The organism is Parabacteroides sp. AM08-6, assembly GCF_003473295.1.
Classification (GTDB): Bacteria; Bacteroidota; Bacteroidia; order Bacteroidales; family Tannerellaceae; genus Parabacteroides.
Genome location: NZ_QRMP01000002.1, coordinates 349,438 through 366,882, shown reverse-complemented (window position 1 = coordinate 366,882; position 17,445 = coordinate 349,438). Strand labels below are relative to the sequence as shown.

Annotated in this window: 14 protein-coding genes; 9 read left to right on the top strand and 5 right to left on the bottom strand. The window is 45.1% G+C overall.

Translation table 11 applies throughout. The features are described 5' to 3' along the window. Window positions 1-179: 179 nt before the first annotated feature. The 8 genes from DW103_RS03290 (at window position 180) to DW103_RS03255 (ending at window position 8,588) form a co-directional block, all read left to right on the top strand. Window positions 180-1,385 carry an MFS transporter gene (locus DW103_RS03290; protein ID WP_122274220.1) on the top strand — a complete coding sequence of 402 codons (1,206 nt, stop codon included), beginning with the start codon at window positions 180-182 and terminating at the stop codon, window positions 1,383-1,385. Next, window positions 1,382-2,749 carry an oxygen-independent coproporphyrinogen III oxidase gene (hemN, locus tag DW103_RS03285; RefSeq protein ID WP_122274219.1) on the top strand — a complete coding sequence of 456 codons (1,368 nt, stop codon included), beginning with the start codon at window positions 1,382-1,384 and terminating at the stop codon, window positions 2,747-2,749. Before DW103_RS03290 ends, hemN begins: the two co-directional genes overlap by 4 nt. Window positions 2,750-2,751: 2 nt before the next feature. Further along, window positions 2,752-4,107 (top strand): protoporphyrinogen oxidase, encoded by a 1,356-nt coding sequence (gene hemG / locus DW103_RS03280; protein WP_122274218.1) that lies wholly within the window; start codon window positions 2,752-2,754, stop codon window positions 4,105-4,107. An 18-nt stretch (window positions 4,108-4,125) separates the two neighbouring features. Beyond that, the gene (locus DW103_RS03275) at window positions 4,126-4,512 is read left to right on the top strand and encodes a putative signal transducing protein (protein WP_122274217.1); all 387 of its coding nucleotides are present in this window, start codon (window positions 4,126-4,128) and stop codon (window positions 4,510-4,512) included. Between the two features lie 17 nt (window positions 4,513-4,529). Continuing rightward, window positions 4,530-4,712 carry a hypothetical protein gene (locus tag DW103_RS03270; protein WP_122274216.1) on the top strand — a complete coding sequence of 61 codons (183 nt, stop codon included), beginning with the start codon at window positions 4,530-4,532 and terminating at the stop codon, window positions 4,710-4,712. Window positions 4,713-4,886: 174 nt separating this feature from the next. After that, entirely contained in the window at window positions 4,887-6,221 is a 1,335-nt protein-coding gene (locus tag DW103_RS03265) for an NADP-specific glutamate dehydrogenase (RefSeq protein ID WP_122274215.1), read from the top strand. A 193-nt stretch (window positions 6,222-6,414) separates the two neighbouring features. Beyond that, window positions 6,415-7,845, top strand: a complete 1,431-nt coding sequence (locus DW103_RS03260; protein ID WP_122274214.1) for an RNase adapter RapZ — start codon at window positions 6,415-6,417, stop codon at window positions 7,843-7,845. Beyond that, entirely contained in the window at window positions 7,842-8,588 is a 747-nt protein-coding gene (locus DW103_RS03255; RefSeq protein ID WP_122274213.1) for a nucleotidyltransferase family protein, read from the top strand. Before DW103_RS03260 ends, DW103_RS03255 begins: the two co-directional genes overlap by 4 nt. 294 nt (window positions 8,589-8,882) lie before the next feature. Here DW103_RS03255 and DW103_RS03250 read toward each other — a convergent pair whose 3' ends face one another. Further along, complete coding sequence (locus DW103_RS03250; protein ID WP_122274212.1) at window positions 8,883-11,837, bottom strand: PEP/pyruvate-binding domain-containing protein; 2,955 nt, start codon at window positions 11,835-11,837, stop codon at window positions 8,883-8,885. Between the two features lie 341 nt (window positions 11,838-12,178). Here DW103_RS03250 and gdhA point away from each other — a divergent pair, with 341 nt between their 5' ends. Continuing rightward, the gene (gene gdhA / locus DW103_RS03245; protein WP_122274211.1) at window positions 12,179-13,513 is read left to right on the top strand and encodes an NADP-specific glutamate dehydrogenase; all 1,335 of its coding nucleotides are present in this window, start codon (window positions 12,179-12,181) and stop codon (window positions 13,511-13,513) included. 106 nt (window positions 13,514-13,619) lie between these two features. Here the strand turns inward: gdhA and leuB are convergent, their stop codons facing one another. From leuB to leuD, 4 genes are all read right to left on the bottom strand, one after another. Beyond that, window positions 13,620-14,690, bottom strand: coding sequence for a 3-isopropylmalate dehydrogenase (gene leuB, locus DW103_RS03240; RefSeq protein ID WP_122274210.1), 1,071 nt, complete (start codon window positions 14,688-14,690; stop codon window positions 13,620-13,622). A 94-nt stretch (window positions 14,691-14,784) separates the two neighbouring features. Further along, window positions 14,785-15,228 (bottom strand): methylglyoxal synthase, encoded by a 444-nt coding sequence (locus DW103_RS03235; RefSeq protein ID WP_122274209.1) that lies wholly within the window; start codon window positions 15,226-15,228, stop codon window positions 14,785-14,787. Between the two features lie 85 nt (window positions 15,229-15,313). Further along, entirely contained in the window at window positions 15,314-16,822 is a 1,509-nt protein-coding gene (locus DW103_RS03230) for an alpha-isopropylmalate synthase regulatory domain-containing protein (protein WP_199652956.1), read from the bottom strand. Window positions 16,823-16,845: 23 nt separating this feature from the next. Then, window positions 16,846-17,436: a 3-isopropylmalate dehydratase small subunit gene (gene leuD / locus DW103_RS03225; RefSeq protein WP_122274207.1), complete on the bottom strand. Its 591-nt coding sequence runs from the start codon at window positions 17,434-17,436 to the stop codon at window positions 16,846-16,848. Window positions 17,437-17,445 lie beyond the last annotated feature (9 nt).

Sequence of the window (17,445 nt, the reverse complement as noted above, 5' to 3'; positions counted from 1 at the left end):
TAAAATGAGCGGCGCAGCTTGCGACAACAACATTTAAGCCTTGAAGTGCTTGGCGCAACTTGCGACGGCAACATTTAAGCCTTGGAACGCTTGGCGCAACTTGCGACGACAACTTTTAAGCCTTAAAGTACTCGGCGCAGCTTGCGACAGAATTTTTATAGAAAATATAAAGAAACAAAATGATACAGAAAGACAAAACATTCAATCTTGCCACCTTCTTCTGCCTCTACATCGCGCAGACGATACCAATGAGCTTCTTCTCCACCGTCATCCCCGTGATGATGCGACAGGAAAACTTCTCGCTCTCCGCCATCGGCTTGTTGCAACTGATTAAGCTTCCCTGGATACTCAAATTCCTCTGGTCGCCGATGATAGACCGGCATGCCACGACCACAGGCGATTATAAACGATGGATATTCTCATCCGAACTGATATACGCGGTACTGATTTTCGCAGTCGCTTTTCTCGATTTCCATGCCGACTTCTACACCATCGTGGCACTCATCATCCTTTCATTCATTGCATCCGCCACACAAGACATCGCAACGGACGCGCTGGCCGTACTCTCGTTCAGCAAACAGGATAAAAGCATGGTGAACAGCATGCAATCGATGGGAAGTTTCGGCGGAAGTATGATTGGCGGAGGCGTTCTTCTGCTGCTATTCAAACAAATTGGCTGGAACAGCCTGTTGCCATGCGTAGCATTGTTTGTAATCGCAGCCCTCCTCCCGCTTTTCTTCAACAAAGGCATCCGGATTGCCCCCAAAGATACACACGAACGAGCCAAAAAAGCCGACGTGCTCTACTTCTTTACCCGGAAAAGCATCTGGCGGCAAATCGGCTTCCTCTTCCTCTACTATTCCGGACTAATAGGAACGTTAGCCATGCTTAAACCCTATCTCGTCGACTTGGGATACAGCATGAAGGAGATTGGAGTGATGAGCGGGATGGCAGGAACCTTTGTCGGTTTCCTCGCATCTTTTGCCGGCGGATATATCATTCGACGCATCGGACGGTTCCGCGCACGCATTCTTTTTGCTATCTTTGTACTGGCCGCCACGCTCTATTTCCTCGGACTCTCCTACATGCAGCCGACCACGGCCCTGCTGTACGGGGGCATATTCCTGCTCTGGGGAAGTTATGGCATGGCAACAATCGTTGTATACACCACCGCAATGGATTGCGTACGCCCCGGAAGGGAAGGAACGGATTTTACCATCCAGACCGTCATCACACATCTCTCGGGCATGTTGATGGCCATTTTAAGTGGAAAGATAGCGGACCATACGGGTTATCACGGGCTGTTCTTCTTTGAAACAAGCATCGCCACCCTGTCCCTCATCTATATATTAATGGTATTTAGAAAAGAGAAAGAAAACAAATGAGAGAAGATTTATTGAAAAAATATAATGTGCCGGTCCCGCGCTACACAAGCTATCCGCCGGCCAACTATTTCGGTAATACCTTTAGCGAAGAGGATTACAGGGAAGCAATCGACCTTTCGAACCAATCGAAGCCGGAGCATCTTTCCTTCTATTTCCATATCCCGTTCTGCCGCCACCTCTGTCATTACTGTGGCTGCAACTCCTATCCGATGGCCAAACAGGAAATCATCGAACAATATACGGCCGCGCTACATCAGGAAATAGAGATGGTCATTCCGCGACTGGCTCCCGGACGCAAAATCGCCCAAATACATTTCGGAGGAGGAACGCCAACCATCCTGCCCCCTGCCGAACTGCAACGTTTGGTAGAACATCTGCTCACACGGTTTGAAATGATACCGGAAGCAGAAATAGCCATCGAATGCCATCCGGGCTATCTGACCGAAGAGACATGGATGGCGCTCCACAAAGCCGGTTTCAACCGACTCAGCCTGGGGATACAGGATTTCAACCGGGAAGTACTCAAAACGGTCAACCGCCGCCCTTCCCTGATGCCGGAAGAAGAAATCGTGTCGCTCCTCCATACGCTCGGTATACGGGTGAATATGGATTTCCTGTACGGCCTGCCCCGGCAGACGGAACAGAGCTTCGCAGCCAGCATCGAACGGGCCATACGGATGTCGCCCGACCGCCTCGTGACCTTCTCCTACGCGCATGTACCTTGGGTAAACAAACGTCAGCTTATCCTCGAAAAGGCAGGCCTGCCGGCCGGAGAAGAAAAAAGCCGGATGTACGAAACGGCACGCCGGTTGCTTTGCGAAGCCGGTTACCAGCCGGTAGGACTCGACCATTTCGTCCGAAAAGAGGATGAACTATACACCGCCCTGCAAAACGGACAGCTACACCGTAACTTCCAAGGATACTGCACACGCCGCACTACGGGACAAGTATATGCTTTCGGGGTGACGGGCATCAGCCAGCTCAGTACGGCTTATGCACAGAACACAAAAGACATCGATATCTATATCGAACAAATGAAGAACGGGCGATTTGCCACGATTAAAGGATATAGCCTGAACCGACAGGAACAGATTACCCGGGAAGTAATCGAAACATTGATGTGCAACTATACCATCTATTGGAACGACTTGGCCGAACGCCTCGACATTCCCGTTGCCGACCTGAAAAAAGAGACGGCTTATGAGAAAGGCCGCCTCCAGGAATTTGCCGACGACGGCCTCATCGAATATGACGACGCACACATCCGGATGACGCCGGAAGGGACGTTGTTTGTCCGCAACGTTGCCGCCTCACTGGACCGGTTGATGCTACATTCCGACAAATCATTTTCTAAACCGGTATAAGTATGGAAAAGATTGTTATCATAGGAGCCGGGCTAACCGGCCTGACTGCCGCCTTCCACCTGACTCGCAGGGGGAAAGAGGTACACGTGCTGGAAAAACAAAATCGGGTAGGCGGACAAATCCACACGTTCCGCGAAAACGGTTTCACATTTGAAAGTGGCCCAAACACCGGTGTCGTTTCTTACCCCGAAGTGGCAGAGCTGTTTCAAGCCCTCTCCCCCGCCTGCAAGCTCGAAACGGCGCACGAGGAGGCCAAACGCCGCCTCATCTGGAAAGGGGACAAATTCCGACCGCTCCCTTCCGGATTGTTTAGTGCAGTCACGACTCCGCTCTTTACGCTCGGCGACAAGTTACGCATCATGGGAGAACCTTTCCGCCCGAAAGGGAACGACCCGGACGAGTCAGTAGGTTGTCTGGCCACCCGCAGGTTGGGCAAATCGTTCCTGCATTATGCCGTGGACCCGTTCCTGTCCGGTGTTTATGCCGGCGACCCGATGAAATTAGTCACCCGCTATGCCCTCCCAAAACTCTACAATCTGGAGCAGCAATATGGTAGCTTTGTTCGTGGCACCATCGCCAAGGCCAAACTTCCGAAAACGGAACGAGACCGCTTGGCTACCAAGCAGGTATTCTCTGCCGCGGGAGGTCTCGAAAACCTGACAAATGCAATGGCTTCGGCCATCGGTCCGGAAAACATCACCCTCTCGGCAGCCAATATCACCATTCTGCCGGATGGCGAACAATGGTCCATACATTATATGACATCGGATGGTGAAAAAACTATTCACGCAAACAAAGTGATTACGACTACCGGTGCTTATTCGCTACCAGAATTGCTTCCTTTTGTACCTGAAAAAGAAATGGAGCTTATCAGTAACCTCCAGTATGCACCGGTCATACAAGCAACGGTAGGTTTCCATAATACCGGCAAGCTTCGTTTCAATGCTTTCGGCGGATTGGTTCCCTCTTGTGAAAAGAAGGATGTGCTCGGTATCCTTTTCCCTGCCGCCTGCTTCGATGGACGGGCACCGGAGGGAGGGGCAGTGTTCTCTTTCTTCATCGGAGGCGTAAAACATGCCGAAATGGTCACCTGGCCGGAAGAGGAACTGAAAGAGCTTATCTTGCACGAATTGCATGCCATGCTAAAATTCCCGGCAGAGGTACAACCGGACTTAATCCGGATATTCCGCCATACGCATGCCATTCCTCAATATGAACAAAGCAGTGGTCTGCGCTTCTCGACAATCGAAAAGCTGGAAAAACGTTATCCCGGCCTAATCATCGCCGGCAATCTCAAAGGTGGTATCGGCATGGCCGACCGCATACGGCAAGCAACAGAAGTTGCGAATAATCTGTAAACGAAATAAAGATTTATCATGGAAGACAAAATTGTTGAAATCGCCCGTTTCTATGTATTGGAAAAAGCAGAACTGCTACTATCGCTTTTACAATCGGAAGGAATTGAATGCTATTTGAGAAATGAATACACTACGCAGGTGATGGGAAGTATCAATGTAGGCGGCATCCGCGTCGAACTGCTTGAGAGTGATGTGCCTCGTGCTATGGAAATCATGGAAGCAAACGGTTATCAGTTGCCTGCGGAAGATGAAGAACCTGAACAAATCCAAGCAGTTTCCAGTTGGGCACGGCATATTCCGTTCCTTCGGAACTCTTCGCTGGAAAAGCAAATTATCATCATGTTCCTGATAATCGCCGTACTCCTGGCTCTCTTCATTTACCTCGGTTCGCTCCTCTCCTCTTAATAAACAAAATGTAAACGATGGCACGCAGAAAGATTACAAATAGTCAGGCAGTATGTATCACCCTTCTTTGGGGAGTTTTATGTTACATACTGCTTGCAAACAGTGAGAAGATAACATTCGATGTCATCTTCGCCTTGGTAGCCTCCGCTATCATTGTGTTCGTCCCTATCTATAAGAACCGGAGGCACCAGGATGAATAACATTTGGTTACTTTTCTCGGATTTAAAAAGCTAAATGATATTTTTATTGCATTTTCTCTTTCAAATATTTGTCAGTATAAAAAAATAGCTTACCTTTGCAATGCCGTTTAAAAACGGCATGCGGTTAACAAATTGATATAATATTCGTATAACATTCTAAATGAAATCAGTCTTATGAAGGCAAGTGAAGTTTTAGACAACTTAAAGAGAAGATTCCCGAATGAACCTGAATACCATCAGGCAGTTTCAGAAGTATTAGGAACAATCGAAGAAGCTTACAACGAGCATCCTGAATTCGAAAAGAGCAATCTAATCGAACGTCTTTGCATCCCCGATCGTATCTTCTCATTCCGCGTTACCTGGATGGACGACAAAGGTCAAATTCAGACTAACATGGGTTACCGTATCCAGCATAACAATGCAATCGGCCCGTACAAAGGCGGTATTCGTTTCCATGCTTCGGTAAACCAGTCAATCCTTAAGTTCCTCGCTTTCGAACAGACTTTCAAGAACTCATTGACTACCCTGCCGATGGGTGGCGGTAAAGGTGGTTCCGATTTCAGCCCGAGAGGTAAATCGAATGCTGAAATCATGCGCTTCTGCCAGGCTTTCGTACTCGAATTATGGCGCCATATCGGTCCGGACACAGACGTTCCTGCCGGTGATATAGGTGTTGGTGGCCGCGAAGTTGCTTACATGTACGGTATGTACAAAAAACTGGCTCACGAAAATACAGGTACATTCACAGGAAAAGGCCGTGAATTCGGTGGCTCCCTTATACGTCCGGAAGCTACAGGCTACGGCAATGTCTACTTCCTGTTGGAAATGCTGAAAACCCGCAATATCGACATCAAAGGAAAAGTTGTAACAGTTTCCGGTTCCGGTAACGTAGCACAATATACTGTTGAGAAATTAATCGAACTGGGCGCTAAACCGGTTACCATGTCCGACTCAGACGGCTACATCTACGACCCGGACGGTATCGACCGCGAAAAGCTGGATTATATCATGGAACTGAAGAACCTGTATCGTGGACGTATCCGCGAATATGCAGAAAAATACGGTTGCAAATATGTTCCGGGAGCACGCCCTTGGGGAGAAAAGTGCGATATAGCAATGCCGAGCGCAACCCAGAACGAACTGAATGGAGATGATGCAAAAACTCTTCTGGCAAACGGTTGTTTTGCCGTTTCCGAAGGAGCAAACATGCCTTCTACACCGGAAGCTATCGATGTATTCCTCGAAGCTAAAATCTTATACGCTCCGGGTAAGGCAGCCAATGCCGGCGGTGTATCCGTTTCCGGCCTGGAAATGACACAAAACGCGATGAAGTTAAGCTGGAGCAGCGAAGAAGTTGACGAAAAGCTGAAACAAATCATGAAAGATATTCACGAACAATGTGTAAAATACGGCAAGTGTGAAGATGGCGTAATCAATTACGTAAAAGGTGCAAACGTTGCAGGCTTCATGAAAGTAGCCAAAGCAATGATGGCACAAGGCATCCTCTAATAAAAACAGCCGATATTTATGATTTGAGATTTAATAAACTTGACAGTTTATATTTAGGGATTAATGATTACATTTTAAAGGAGCGCAGCCGGTGACGGTAGCGCTCCTTTTCTATTCCCGTTTATCGTAATTTTGAGTTTTCAATACTCAATTTTCAATTATTTCCCTACCTTAGTGCCGTAATTCAAAAGATATGATAACAGAAGAATTAAAGCAACTTTATCTGGAATATACCGGTTCACCGGCGGAGGAAATAACAGAACTCCCTTCTTCCGGCTCCAACCGCAGGTATTTCAGGATATCCGGTCCGCAAGCATTAATAGGTGTCAGCGGTACTTCCTTGGAAGAGAACAATGCATTTCTCTATATGGCGGAACATTTCCGAAAAAAAGGTCTGCCCGTTCCCGAAGTATATTGCCATTCGGAAAACAAATCGCTTTATCTGCAAGAAGATTTGGGAGACCTATTACTCTTCAACGCAATCGAGAAAGGACGTAAAAGCTGTGTCTTCGACGAATGCGAACGGACACTTTTGCATAAAACAATCTCCCTGTTGCCTTCCATTCAATTTGCCGGAGCTGAAAACTTTGATTTCTCAAACTGCTATCCGCTGCCTGAGTTTAACGAACGTTCCATTCTCTGGGATTTGAATTATTTCAAATACTGTTTCCTGAAAGCAACGGGAATGGAATTCCAAGAAGACAGGTTGGAAGATGATTTCCGGGAAATGAGCCATGTTCTATTGCAGGACACCTCTTCAACATTCATGTATCGCGATTTCCAATCGCGCAATGTCATGATAAAGGAGGGGGAACCCTGGTTTATAGACTTCCAGGGAGGACGCAAAGGCCCTGTTTATTATGATGTAGCCTCTTTTCTATGGCAGGCAAAAGCAAAGTATCCGGAAGAGTTGCGAAAAGAATTGTTGACCGACTATCTGCAAACTCTCAAACAATATACAGACGTAGACGAAGCTCATTTCTACCGTCAATTACGTCATTTCGTACTATTCCGCACCTTACAAGTTCTCGGTGCATACGGTTTCCGCGGATATTTCGAGAAGAAACCTCACTTTATCCAAAGCGTACCATTCGCAATAGAGAATCTGCGTCAGTTGCTCCGGGAAGACTATCCGGAATATCCTTATTTATGCTCCGTATTGCGTGAACTGACCAATTTATCACAGTTTCACGACGACCTTCAGAAACGAATGCTGGAAGTAAAGATTGTCAGTTTCGCCTATAAAAAGGGCATTCCGAACGACCCCAGCGGGAATGGAGGAGGGTTTGTATTCGATTGTCGCGCAATCAATAACCCGGGAAAATATGAACGTTATAACCATTTCACAGGTTTAGACGAACCGGTAATCCGCTTTTTGGAAGAAGACGGAGAAATCACTCGCTTCCTGGAACATGTTTACGAGCTTGTGGATGCTTCCGTAAAACGTTACCTAGACCGTGGCTTCACCAACCTGATGATCTGCTTCGGCTGTACCGGCGGGCAGCATCGCTCAGTCTATTCCGCACAACATCTAGCAGAACATTTGCACAGCAAATACGGAGTCAAAGTAGACCTCGTACACAGAGAACAAAACAGTAAACAAATCTTTAACGCAACAATATGAAAGCTATGATTTTCGCCGCCGGCCTGGGGACTCGCCTCAAACCGCTGACAGACGATACCCCAAAAGCATTAATTCCAATCAACGGAAAGCCCATGCTGGAACATATCATCTTAAAATTAAAGAATGCCGGTTTCAATCAAGTCGTAATCAATATCCACCATTTAGGACAACAGATTGTCGACTTTCTCGCCGCCAACAATAACTTCGGTATCCAAATCAATATATCCGACGAACGGGACTATCTGCTCGACACCGGTGGCGGTATCAAGAAAGCCTCCTGTTTCCTGCAAGGTAACGAACCTTTTCTTGTGCACAATGTCGACATCATGTCAGACATAGACCTGAAAGCTCTCTATCTGCACCATCAGGAAACAAATCCGCTTGCCACCCTGCTGGTTAGCAAAAGAAAAACTTCCCGATACTTGCTTTTCAACAATGAAAATAAATTATGCGGATGGAGAAACCACGAAACAGGGGAAGTAAAATCGTACTATCCGGATTTTGACCCGGCACAATATACCGAATATGCCTTCAGCGGTATCCATGTTTTATCCCCTCAAATATTCGACTGGATGGAAGAATGGACCGGCAAATTCCCGATTATCAATTTCTACCTCTCTATCTGCGCAAAGAGCAATATACAGGCTTATCCGGCAGAAGGCTTACATTTGATTGATGTCGGCAAACCGGAAGCGTTGGCCCAAGCCGAAGGATGGGTGAAAAAGACAGACCTTATAGAATAATAGGTAAAAGGCTATAGAAATCAATAATAACAACCTGTTAATCCGCTCGTTATATTTTTATCATAAATATAACAAGGTATTATTGTCTTTCATCGTACAAATTATCCCTTAAGATAGGACTTATTCTCCTTTGTTACCCGGCTCAGCAAGCTTTTTTACCCAGGTAGTTAAGCTTACTGACCTGGCTCATTAAGCTTACTGACCCGGGTAAAAAAGAGAATAAGTAATATGAATCGACCTAAATTGTAATATATTTACCCTCAATATCTTTCCTTTGAGGCTTTACTTTCAAGTTTATTCCGGCTTCATCACGACTCCCAAACTTCTTTTCCCGTCCATCTTAATAGTAACCGGTTTCTCGAAACGGACATGGCGAAGATACTCTGTCTCCTCTACAGCCGGCAGGGAGTTTAAATATTCTTCATCAAACCATCCGTCTCCTTTAAAAGGATTAATCGTAAAGTAACCTACTCCGAAAGAGGTTAAGTTCTGAAAGAAATGTGTTCCCTGACTCGGGTCTACCCGGTAATTCTCCAAGCCGCACTCCACAATGACACGGGCATTACTGATATGCGGCCATTTGACGGGAATACCCAGCCAGTAGTCGCTACTGCCCCAACGTCCCGGACCTATCAATACATAATTTTTTTCATCCGCCGTAAACTGCCTGTTCATTTTCTCAATATCGTAAGCAATCAACTGGTTATTGGAAGAGCTAAAGGCTCCGGTTTTTACATAAATAACGTCCTGGACATCGTTGACGATACCATGTCCCAATACACTTGTGGACGAAAGTATCGTATCTTTCTGTTCAATCTGCGTCAAGTCCTCTTCCATCACCTCTTTATTATCCACAATCGGACGTACTTGCAATAAATAAAAGACAGCCTGTTCCGGGTTTTCCGGATTTATATTAACCGCAAATTCAATCTCAATAGGACGTCCCATCTCTTCCTGTCCGATATGCAAAATCTCATCCAACGTATTCGCCAAGGGAAATACATCATGCTGAAGAATGTTGACAAAAGACAAAATCTTGCGTCCCCCCGGATAATATCCATCCCGGATAATCTGGTCATACGGGTCGTAGGTAGATACTATATATTTGAGAGAGCCGTCCGCATCCGCATCCTTCAGGTTCAGACGCAGCAGGTTGAACGAATCATCCACCGAAAATTGTTCCGCCAAGTTCTTCAAGTCAAGTGCATAAAAACGAGTCTGCGTTTCACGGAGAGCGAAGTCCATTGTACTCATCTGCAAAATATTGCGGGGATGACGCGGGGAAAAACGAAGCGTCTGTCCTCCATCGACAATATATTTTCCCAAACCAAGTGCTATATTGGCAATACCGTCTTCCGCCTTTTCGTTACCTATCGGATAAAAATTCAAAGAACGCGCTACCCCCGAAATGGTCGGATAGAAATGGTCATTATAACGGTTTCCCACCACTTCCTGCAAAACAATCGCCATCTTCTCCTGGTCTATTAGATTGGAAGTAGCTGTCATATAAGCCTTGCTGTCCCGATAAAAGACAGAGGCATAGACTGCCTTTATAGCGTCGCTCAAAGTCCGGAGCATATCATATTTATCCTCCAGCTTCGGAACCATATAGGTTGAATAAATCCCGGCAAAAGGCTGATAATGGGAATCTTCCAGCAAACTGGACGAACGAACGGCTATCGGGCTTTTCACAATATCGAAAAAAGCCATCAAATCCTCAATCAGCCGGGCCGGCAGACTGGCACGGAGGAAATATTTCAGTATCGTTTCGTCGTCTGTTTCCCCCAAAGCAATCGGATATAACCCATTCGTTTCCATAAACTCATCGAAAATATCCGTACAAATCACGACTGTCTTGGGAATAGTCACACCAAAATTATCGTACTCCAGCTTCGGATAACGCTTCACCATTGCCCCGATAAAGGCCAGTCCTCTCCCTTTTCCTCCCAACGAACCATCGCCGATACGGGCAAAATTACTATATTCATCGAAACGGTCTTTCTGGTAAACGGCAACTACTCCGGAGTTTTTCATCCGGCGATATTGCACTATCAAATCGAATATCAGCTTCCGGGCCTCATCCATATCTTTATAGTCACTCACATCCACACGCTTCAACACTTCTGCGGGAGGAAACATGGCACGTGAATAAAAGAAACGGGAAAAATGATTGCGGGATAGATGATAGACCAGCGAATCGTCCGGTATCTGGAACACTTTCTTTTGCAGGTCTTTCAAGTCTTTGATACGCATTATCTCTTCTTTGGTTTGCGGATTGAGGATAACAAAATCACCGAAGCCGAAACGCTGCATAATCTTCTTTCGAAGGTCCTGCGGATAACTCTTCGAGTTTTTATCGATAAAAGATGCGCCCAATTCCTTGGCATATACTTTGTTGCTTGCTTCAGAAGACTCTAGAACAAAAGGAATAATCAGCCCGGTTTTTCGTACATACTGCCCGAACTTATACCCGGCATACGGGTCTTTCACCCCATCGTGCATAAAGCTCATATCCGAAATAATCCCCAACATATTATCCCGATACTGGTTGAAAATACGAATCGCCTCTTCATACGTACGTGCCAGCTTAATCTTCGGACGCCCACGCATACGAAGCGTACGCTGATGGTCGTTCAAGGCTTCCTTGGCAAACATCTGGCTCTGTTCCAACACAAACTTATACAAATGAGGCAAAGCCGACGAATAAAAACGAATCGAATCTTCCACCAACAGGATAATTTGCACCCCAACGGCCGTATCATCCGGCGCGTTCATCTTATCCTCTACCAGCTTGATAATAGCAAGCAATAATTCCGAATTTCCCAACCAACTGAAAACATAATCAATCGCACTCAAGTCCTCGTTAGCTATTCGTTTGGAAACTTCTTTGGAGAAAGGAGTAAGTACAACAATCGGGATATTGGGATAATGAATCTTTATCTCTGTAGCCGCCGCGAAAATGTCCCGGTTATCCATATTCGGCATGCAGATTATCAATTCGAAATTACGGTCTTTCAGTTCGGCCAGTGCCTCCTCTTCGGTAGTCACCTGCATAAAACGAGGCGGATAACGAAGACTTAGTGAAGTATATTCGTTAAATATCTGTTCATCCACACGCCCATCGTCTTCCAACATAAAGGCATCATATTTAGTAGCAATAAGCAATACATTATAGATACGCTTATTCATCAGATTGGCGAATGATGTGTCTTTAAACACAAGGTTCTTAAAGTCAGGTATTCCGCTCATAATGATTTTATAGAATTAACAGCCCCAAAAGTAAGGAAAAAAACGATTGGAATTATCAAAATGTCACTACTATAGCGACTAAACCGGATTAATATGGCGGGTAAAATAAATTACCCGCACATGTAACCCTTTTTAACGTATCGTTTCGATTGTAAAATACTCAAAGGATGAACATTCTGTCAATTGCCGGAGATGTAGAGAAAAGCTCCTTATATTTATTATTACAAACTGTGTTCAAAAACATAAACTCAGCTATCAAAAAGTAAGCAAAATACTTGTTCAATCCAGGTTATTACCTACATTTGTAATCAGAATGTTATCTCTAAAAGAAATGATATACTATGAAGACTGAATTAATTTTATCTGCACTGGAAGCAAAACATCCGGGAGAAAAGGAATATTTGCAAGCAGTGAAAGAAGTTCTTCTATCGATTGAAGAAGTGTACAACCAGCATCCCGAATTCGAGAAGGCTAAAATTATCGAACGCTTGGTTGAGCCGGAACGCATTTTCACTTTCCGTATACCTTGGGTAGACGACAAGGGGGAAATACAAGTGAACTTAGGATATCGCGTACAGTTCAACAACGCGATTGGTCCGTATAAGGGAGGTATTCGTTTCCACCCGTCCGTAAACTTATCTATTCTGAAATTCTTGGGTTTTGAACAGACATTCAAAAATGCCTTGACGACCCTTCCCATGGGGGGAGGCAAAGGAGGTTCCGATTTTGCTCCGCGTGGAAAGAGTGATGCTGAGATTATGCGTTTTTGCCAGGCATTCATCCTCGAACTATGGCGCAATTTAGGACCGGATCGCGATGTTCCCGCAGGAGACATTGGTGTAGGCGGCCGAGAAGTGGGCTATATGTATGGAATGTATAAAAAACTAGCGCGGGAAAATACAGGTACTTTTACAGGTAAAGGTATGGAGTTCGGAGGCTCAATCCTTCGACCGGAAGCAACAGGTTTCGGAGCTTTGTATTTTGTCCATCAGATGCTGGAAACTCACGGCATAGATATTAAAGGAAAGACAATAGCCGTTTCTGGTTTCGGAAACGTAGCTTGGGGAGCGACAATAAAAGCAACAGAGCTGGGAGCCAAAGTGGTAACCCTTTCCGGTCCGGACGGTTACATTTACGACCCGGATGGTATTTCGGGAGAAAAGATTGATTATATGCTGGAACTCCGCAATTCAGGCAACGATATCGTAGCTCCTTATGCCGACGAATTTCCTAATGCGACTTTCTATCCCGGCAAAAAGCCCTGGGAACAGAAAGTGGATATCGCCCTCCCGTGTGCAACACAGAACGAACTGGATGCTGATGATGCCCGCAAGCTGATTGCCAACAAGACTTTATGCGTAGCCGAAGTATCCAATATGGGATGTACGGCAGAAGCTGTCGACCTGTTCATCGAACACAAACAACTATTTGCTCCGGGTAAAGCCGTCAATGCCGGTGGTGTTGCTACTTCCGGTCTGGAAATGACACAGAATGCGATGCATATTTCTTGGACTGCCGCAGAGGTGGACGCCAGACTTCATCAGATTATGAGTGCAATTCACGAACAATGTGTCGAACATGGTAAGGACGGGGAATACATCAATTATGTAAAAGGCGCAAATATCGCCGGCTTTATGAAAGTAGCCAAGGCTATGATGGCACAAGGTATCGTATAAATAACAACCGCTATATAAAAGAATTCATCTTTTATTCTTGCAAATATCAAAAAGAAGAGGATACATCACAATAGACGCATCCTCTTCTCTTTTTGTTCAAGTAAACTTATTTCTTCGTGATATAATCAGCAATCCAGTCTCCAACTTCGCTTGTTGAATAAGATTTAGCTCCGTCTGCGATATCTTCCGTAACAAAACCGGCAGCCATAGAAGCAGCAACAGCTTCACGTATCAATGCACCTTCCTCCATCAGGTTAAAAGCATATTCAAACATTAAAGCGCCGCTCAAAATGGTAGCCAACGGATTAGCTATATTCTTACCGGCAGCCTGTGGCCACGAACCATGAATCGGTTCGAAAACGGAAGTATGGACACCTATCGAAGCAGAAGGAAGCATGCCCAATGAACCGGTAATAACAGATGCTTCATCCGTCAGGATATCACCAAACATATTTTCCGTTACCATTACATCAAAGCTTTTCGGCCATTGAACCAAGCGCATGGCAGCATTGTCCACAAACATAAACTCGGTTTCCACATCCGGAAATTCTTTCGCAATCTCCTGTGCAACCTGGCGCCACAAGCGGGAAGTAGCAAGCACATTTGCTTTATCCACAACCGTCACTTTCTTACGACGTTTCTGTGCATACTGATAGGCCAAGCGAACGATACGATCAATTTCTTCCCGGCTGTAAATGCAAGTATCATAGGCGGTATTACCATCTTCACTTCTTCCTTGAGGACGACCGAAATACATTCCGCCCGTCAACTCACGGATACACATAAAATCAGCACCTTCCACCAATTCGGCACGTAAGGGAGATTTATGCAGTAATGAAGGAAAAGTCGTCACAGGACGGATATTGGCAAATAATCCCAATTTCTTGCGCATACCCAACAAGCCCTGCTCAGGACGCACTTTTGCCGATGGGTCATTATCATACTTCGGAGAACCTATAGCACCAAAATACACAGCATCGCTCTGCATACAAAGTTCATGGGTTTCGTCAGGATAGGGATTTCCCACAGCATCAATAGCGCAGGCACCAACCAAAGCTTGTTTGTAACTCAAGTCATGGCCATATTTCCGGCAGATAGCCTTCACCGCTTTCATTCCTTGCTCAATGATTTCGGGACCAATTCCGTCACCAGGGAGCAATGCAATATTCAATTTCATATAAATAATTAGTTAATTTGAAAATAAACCCATATACCAATGCTGCCACATTATTTTAATCAGGAAGGCACACCGACATATAGGAACATTATTCTTATTCTCTCTTAAAATATACATACTTAGGTTCCGTAGGGACATAATTGTCGTCTTCCCACAGAGTACTTGTTATCATCAAATCCGCACTGTAACGATTACAAGCGATAGGAACATTATGAACACGGCACTGGCGAAGTAACATTTGAATGTCGGCCTCGTGAGGTTGTGGGTTCAAATCGTCAATCAGAAAAACAGCCAAGTCTATTTCCTTACGGACCACCATCGCTGCTATTTCGGCATCTCCTCCTAACGGACCGGAATGCATGCAGGTAATATCTGCCTGAATACCCTTTTCTTCCATTGCCCCTCTAACCAGATTTCCTGTCGTCCCGGTACAAACAATGTAGTGATGAGAGAGAAATTCAGCATTGTGAACCGCCCATTCTACCATGTCAGCCTTACGGTTGTCGTGCGCTACAAGCGCAATTGTTAACTTCTTCATACCATTAAATTATTAATTTACCAATATATGAGACTATAAAAAGAACCCGAACATATCTTCATTAGTTCAATCTATTAGTTTATTATCATTGTTCAATCTTATTCAGCATCTTTAGCGTAGCCTTAATAGCCGCTTCCGTCTGGTCGGCATCAAGACCGCGGGTCTTAAAGTCTACTCCGGCATAATTCCAACTGATTATGGTCTGCACAAAAGCATCCGTTCGTCCTCCGGGAGGAATAGATACGGAGTAATTGGTCAGCATCGGGAAAGGACGCCCCAAATCGGAATAAATTTTCCGGAGAGCACGCACAAAAGCATCATATTGTCCATCACCGGAAGCTGACTCTTCATAGGCTTCACCGTTAATCTCTATCTTCAGAGTTGCAACGGGTTTCAAGCCCTGCGCCAAAGATAAAGAATAATTCAATATCCGGATACGCTGATCCGTTACAGTATCATGATGAAGGACGTCACTGATGATATAAGGGAGATCTTCTGTCGTAACCATTTCTTTTTTGTCTCCCAATTCAATGATGCGTTCGGTAACTTTACGCATCGAATTCTCATCTATATCGATGCCTAAAGCATCCAAGTTCTTACGAATATTCGCCTTTCCTGATGTTTTACCGAGAGCATATTCGCGGACACGACCAAAACGTTCGGGCAACAAATCATTGCAATACAGATTATTTTTACTATCACCATCCGCATGAACACCGGCACATTGTGTAAAAACATGCTCCCCGATAATCGGCTTATTAGGAGGAATATGGACACCGGAAAAAGTTTCAACCAAACGGCTGGCATAATTTATTCTCTCTTCCCGAAGTGTCATCTCCACTCCCAACTGATCTTTCAAAACAGCAAGCACACTGCTAAGAGGTGCATTACCGGCACGTTCACCCAGCCCGTTCAAAGTTGTATGTACACCGGTGATACCGGCCCGGACAGCAGAATAGACATTGGCTACAGCCAAATCATAGTCATTGTGGGCATGAAAATCGAATATCAAATCCGGATAACGAGTCACCATTTCCTTGCAATACTCGTATGTATTATTTGGATTCAAGATACCCAACGTATCAGGCAGCATAAAATGACGTACCGGCAAATCTCTGAGAGCTTCGATAAATTGAAAAACATATTCCGGAGTATCCTTTATACCGTTAGACCAGTCTTCCAGGTAAACATTCACCCCTATCCCTTTTTCCGTAGCAAGATTAATGACAGAACGAATATCAGCAAAATGCTGCTCAGGCGTTTTACGAAGCTGCTCCGTCACATGTTTGTAAGAGCCTTTGCAAAGCAAGTTCACCATACGACATCCGGCAGCCTCAATCCAATTGAGCGACACGTCACCATCTACAAAACCGAGAACCTCCAGTTTATGGATATTTCCGGTACGCTCTGCCCAGGAAGCCACACGCTTCACGGCCTCAAACTCTCCGTCCGAGACACGCGCAGAAGCAATCTCGATACGGTTCACACCAAGGTCCAGCAATGCCTGTGCAATGCTAAGTTTCTCATGCGCAGCAAAAGAAACTCCCGATGTCTGTTCCCCGTCGCGCAGGGTGGTATCCATTATTTCTATCATAATTTGTTTTATTTATCACGCCATTATTTTCTATTCGCTTCAAATGCTTCTATTTTCGATTTGTTCGCAAGAAGATAATCTATATCATCCAAACCATTTACCAGACAATCTTTCTTATAGGCATTAATTTCAAAATGTTCACTTTTACCGGTTGCTTTATTCGTAATAGTCTGCGCCGGCAAGTTGACTTCTACCTCCATCTTCGGATTGGCATAGATAGATTCGAAAAGCTCCGCCAAAAACGGTTCACTCACGACAACCGGAAGAACAAAATTATTTAATTCATTGTTTTTATGGATGTCAGCAAAAAAGCTGCTGACTACAACCCGAAAGCCATAATCGGCAATTGCCCAAGCAGCATGTTCACGACTGGAACCGGAACCAAAGTTCTTTCCGGCAACCAATATTTGTCCCCCGTAAGTCGGGTCATTCAGCACAAACGACTCTATCTTGTTTCCCTGTTTATCATATCGCCAGTCGCGGAAAAGGTTTTCTCCGAAACCTTTCTTATCGGTAGCTTTCAGGAAGCGGGCGGGAATAATCTGATCTGTATCTACATTCTCTAGCGGAAGAGGAACACAGGTGGAAGTTATAATATTGAATTTCTGTTTCATTGCTTCTTA

What these genes read in the sequence shown, in the direction of transcription:
- leuD (WP_122274207.1), bottom strand. Translation starts at nt 17,436, where the DNA reads ATGAAACAGAAATTCAATATTATAACTTCCACCTGTGTTCCTCTTCCG.
- hemN (WP_122274219.1), top strand. Translation starts at nt 1,382, where the DNA reads ATGAGAGAAGATTTATTGAAAAAATATAATGTGCCGGTCCCGCGCTAC.
- gdhA (WP_122274211.1), top strand. Translation starts at nt 12,179, where the DNA reads ATGAAGACTGAATTAATTTTATCTGCACTGGAAGCAAAACATCCGGGA.
- DW103_RS03265 (WP_122274215.1), top strand. Translation starts at nt 4,887, where the DNA reads ATGAAGGCAAGTGAAGTTTTAGACAACTTAAAGAGAAGATTCCCGAAT.
- DW103_RS03270 (WP_122274216.1), top strand. Translation starts at nt 4,530, where the DNA reads ATGGCACGCAGAAAGATTACAAATAGTCAGGCAGTATGTATCACCCTT.
- DW103_RS03275 (WP_122274217.1), top strand. Translation starts at nt 4,126, where the DNA reads ATGGAAGACAAAATTGTTGAAATCGCCCGTTTCTATGTATTGGAAAAA.
- hemG (WP_122274218.1), top strand. Translation starts at nt 2,752, where the DNA reads ATGGAAAAGATTGTTATCATAGGAGCCGGGCTAACCGGCCTGACTGCC.
- DW103_RS03230 (WP_199652956.1), bottom strand. Translation starts at nt 16,822, where the DNA reads ATGATAGAAATAATGGATACCACCCTGCGCGACGGGGAACAGACATCG.
- DW103_RS03255 (WP_122274213.1), top strand. Translation starts at nt 7,842, where the DNA reads ATGAAAGCTATGATTTTCGCCGCCGGCCTGGGGACTCGCCTCAAACCG.
- DW103_RS03260 (WP_122274214.1), top strand. Translation starts at nt 6,415, where the DNA reads ATGATAACAGAAGAATTAAAGCAACTTTATCTGGAATATACCGGTTCA.
- DW103_RS03250 (WP_122274212.1), bottom strand. Translation starts at nt 11,837, where the DNA reads ATGAGCGGAATACCTGACTTTAAGAACCTTGTGTTTAAAGACACATCA.
- DW103_RS03235 (WP_122274209.1), bottom strand. Translation starts at nt 15,228, where the DNA reads ATGAAGAAGTTAACAATTGCGCTTGTAGCGCACGACAACCGTAAGGCT.
- DW103_RS03290 (WP_122274220.1), top strand. Translation starts at nt 180, where the DNA reads ATGATACAGAAAGACAAAACATTCAATCTTGCCACCTTCTTCTGCCTC.
- leuB (WP_122274210.1), bottom strand. Translation starts at nt 14,690, where the DNA reads ATGAAATTGAATATTGCATTGCTCCCTGGTGACGGAATTGGTCCCGAA.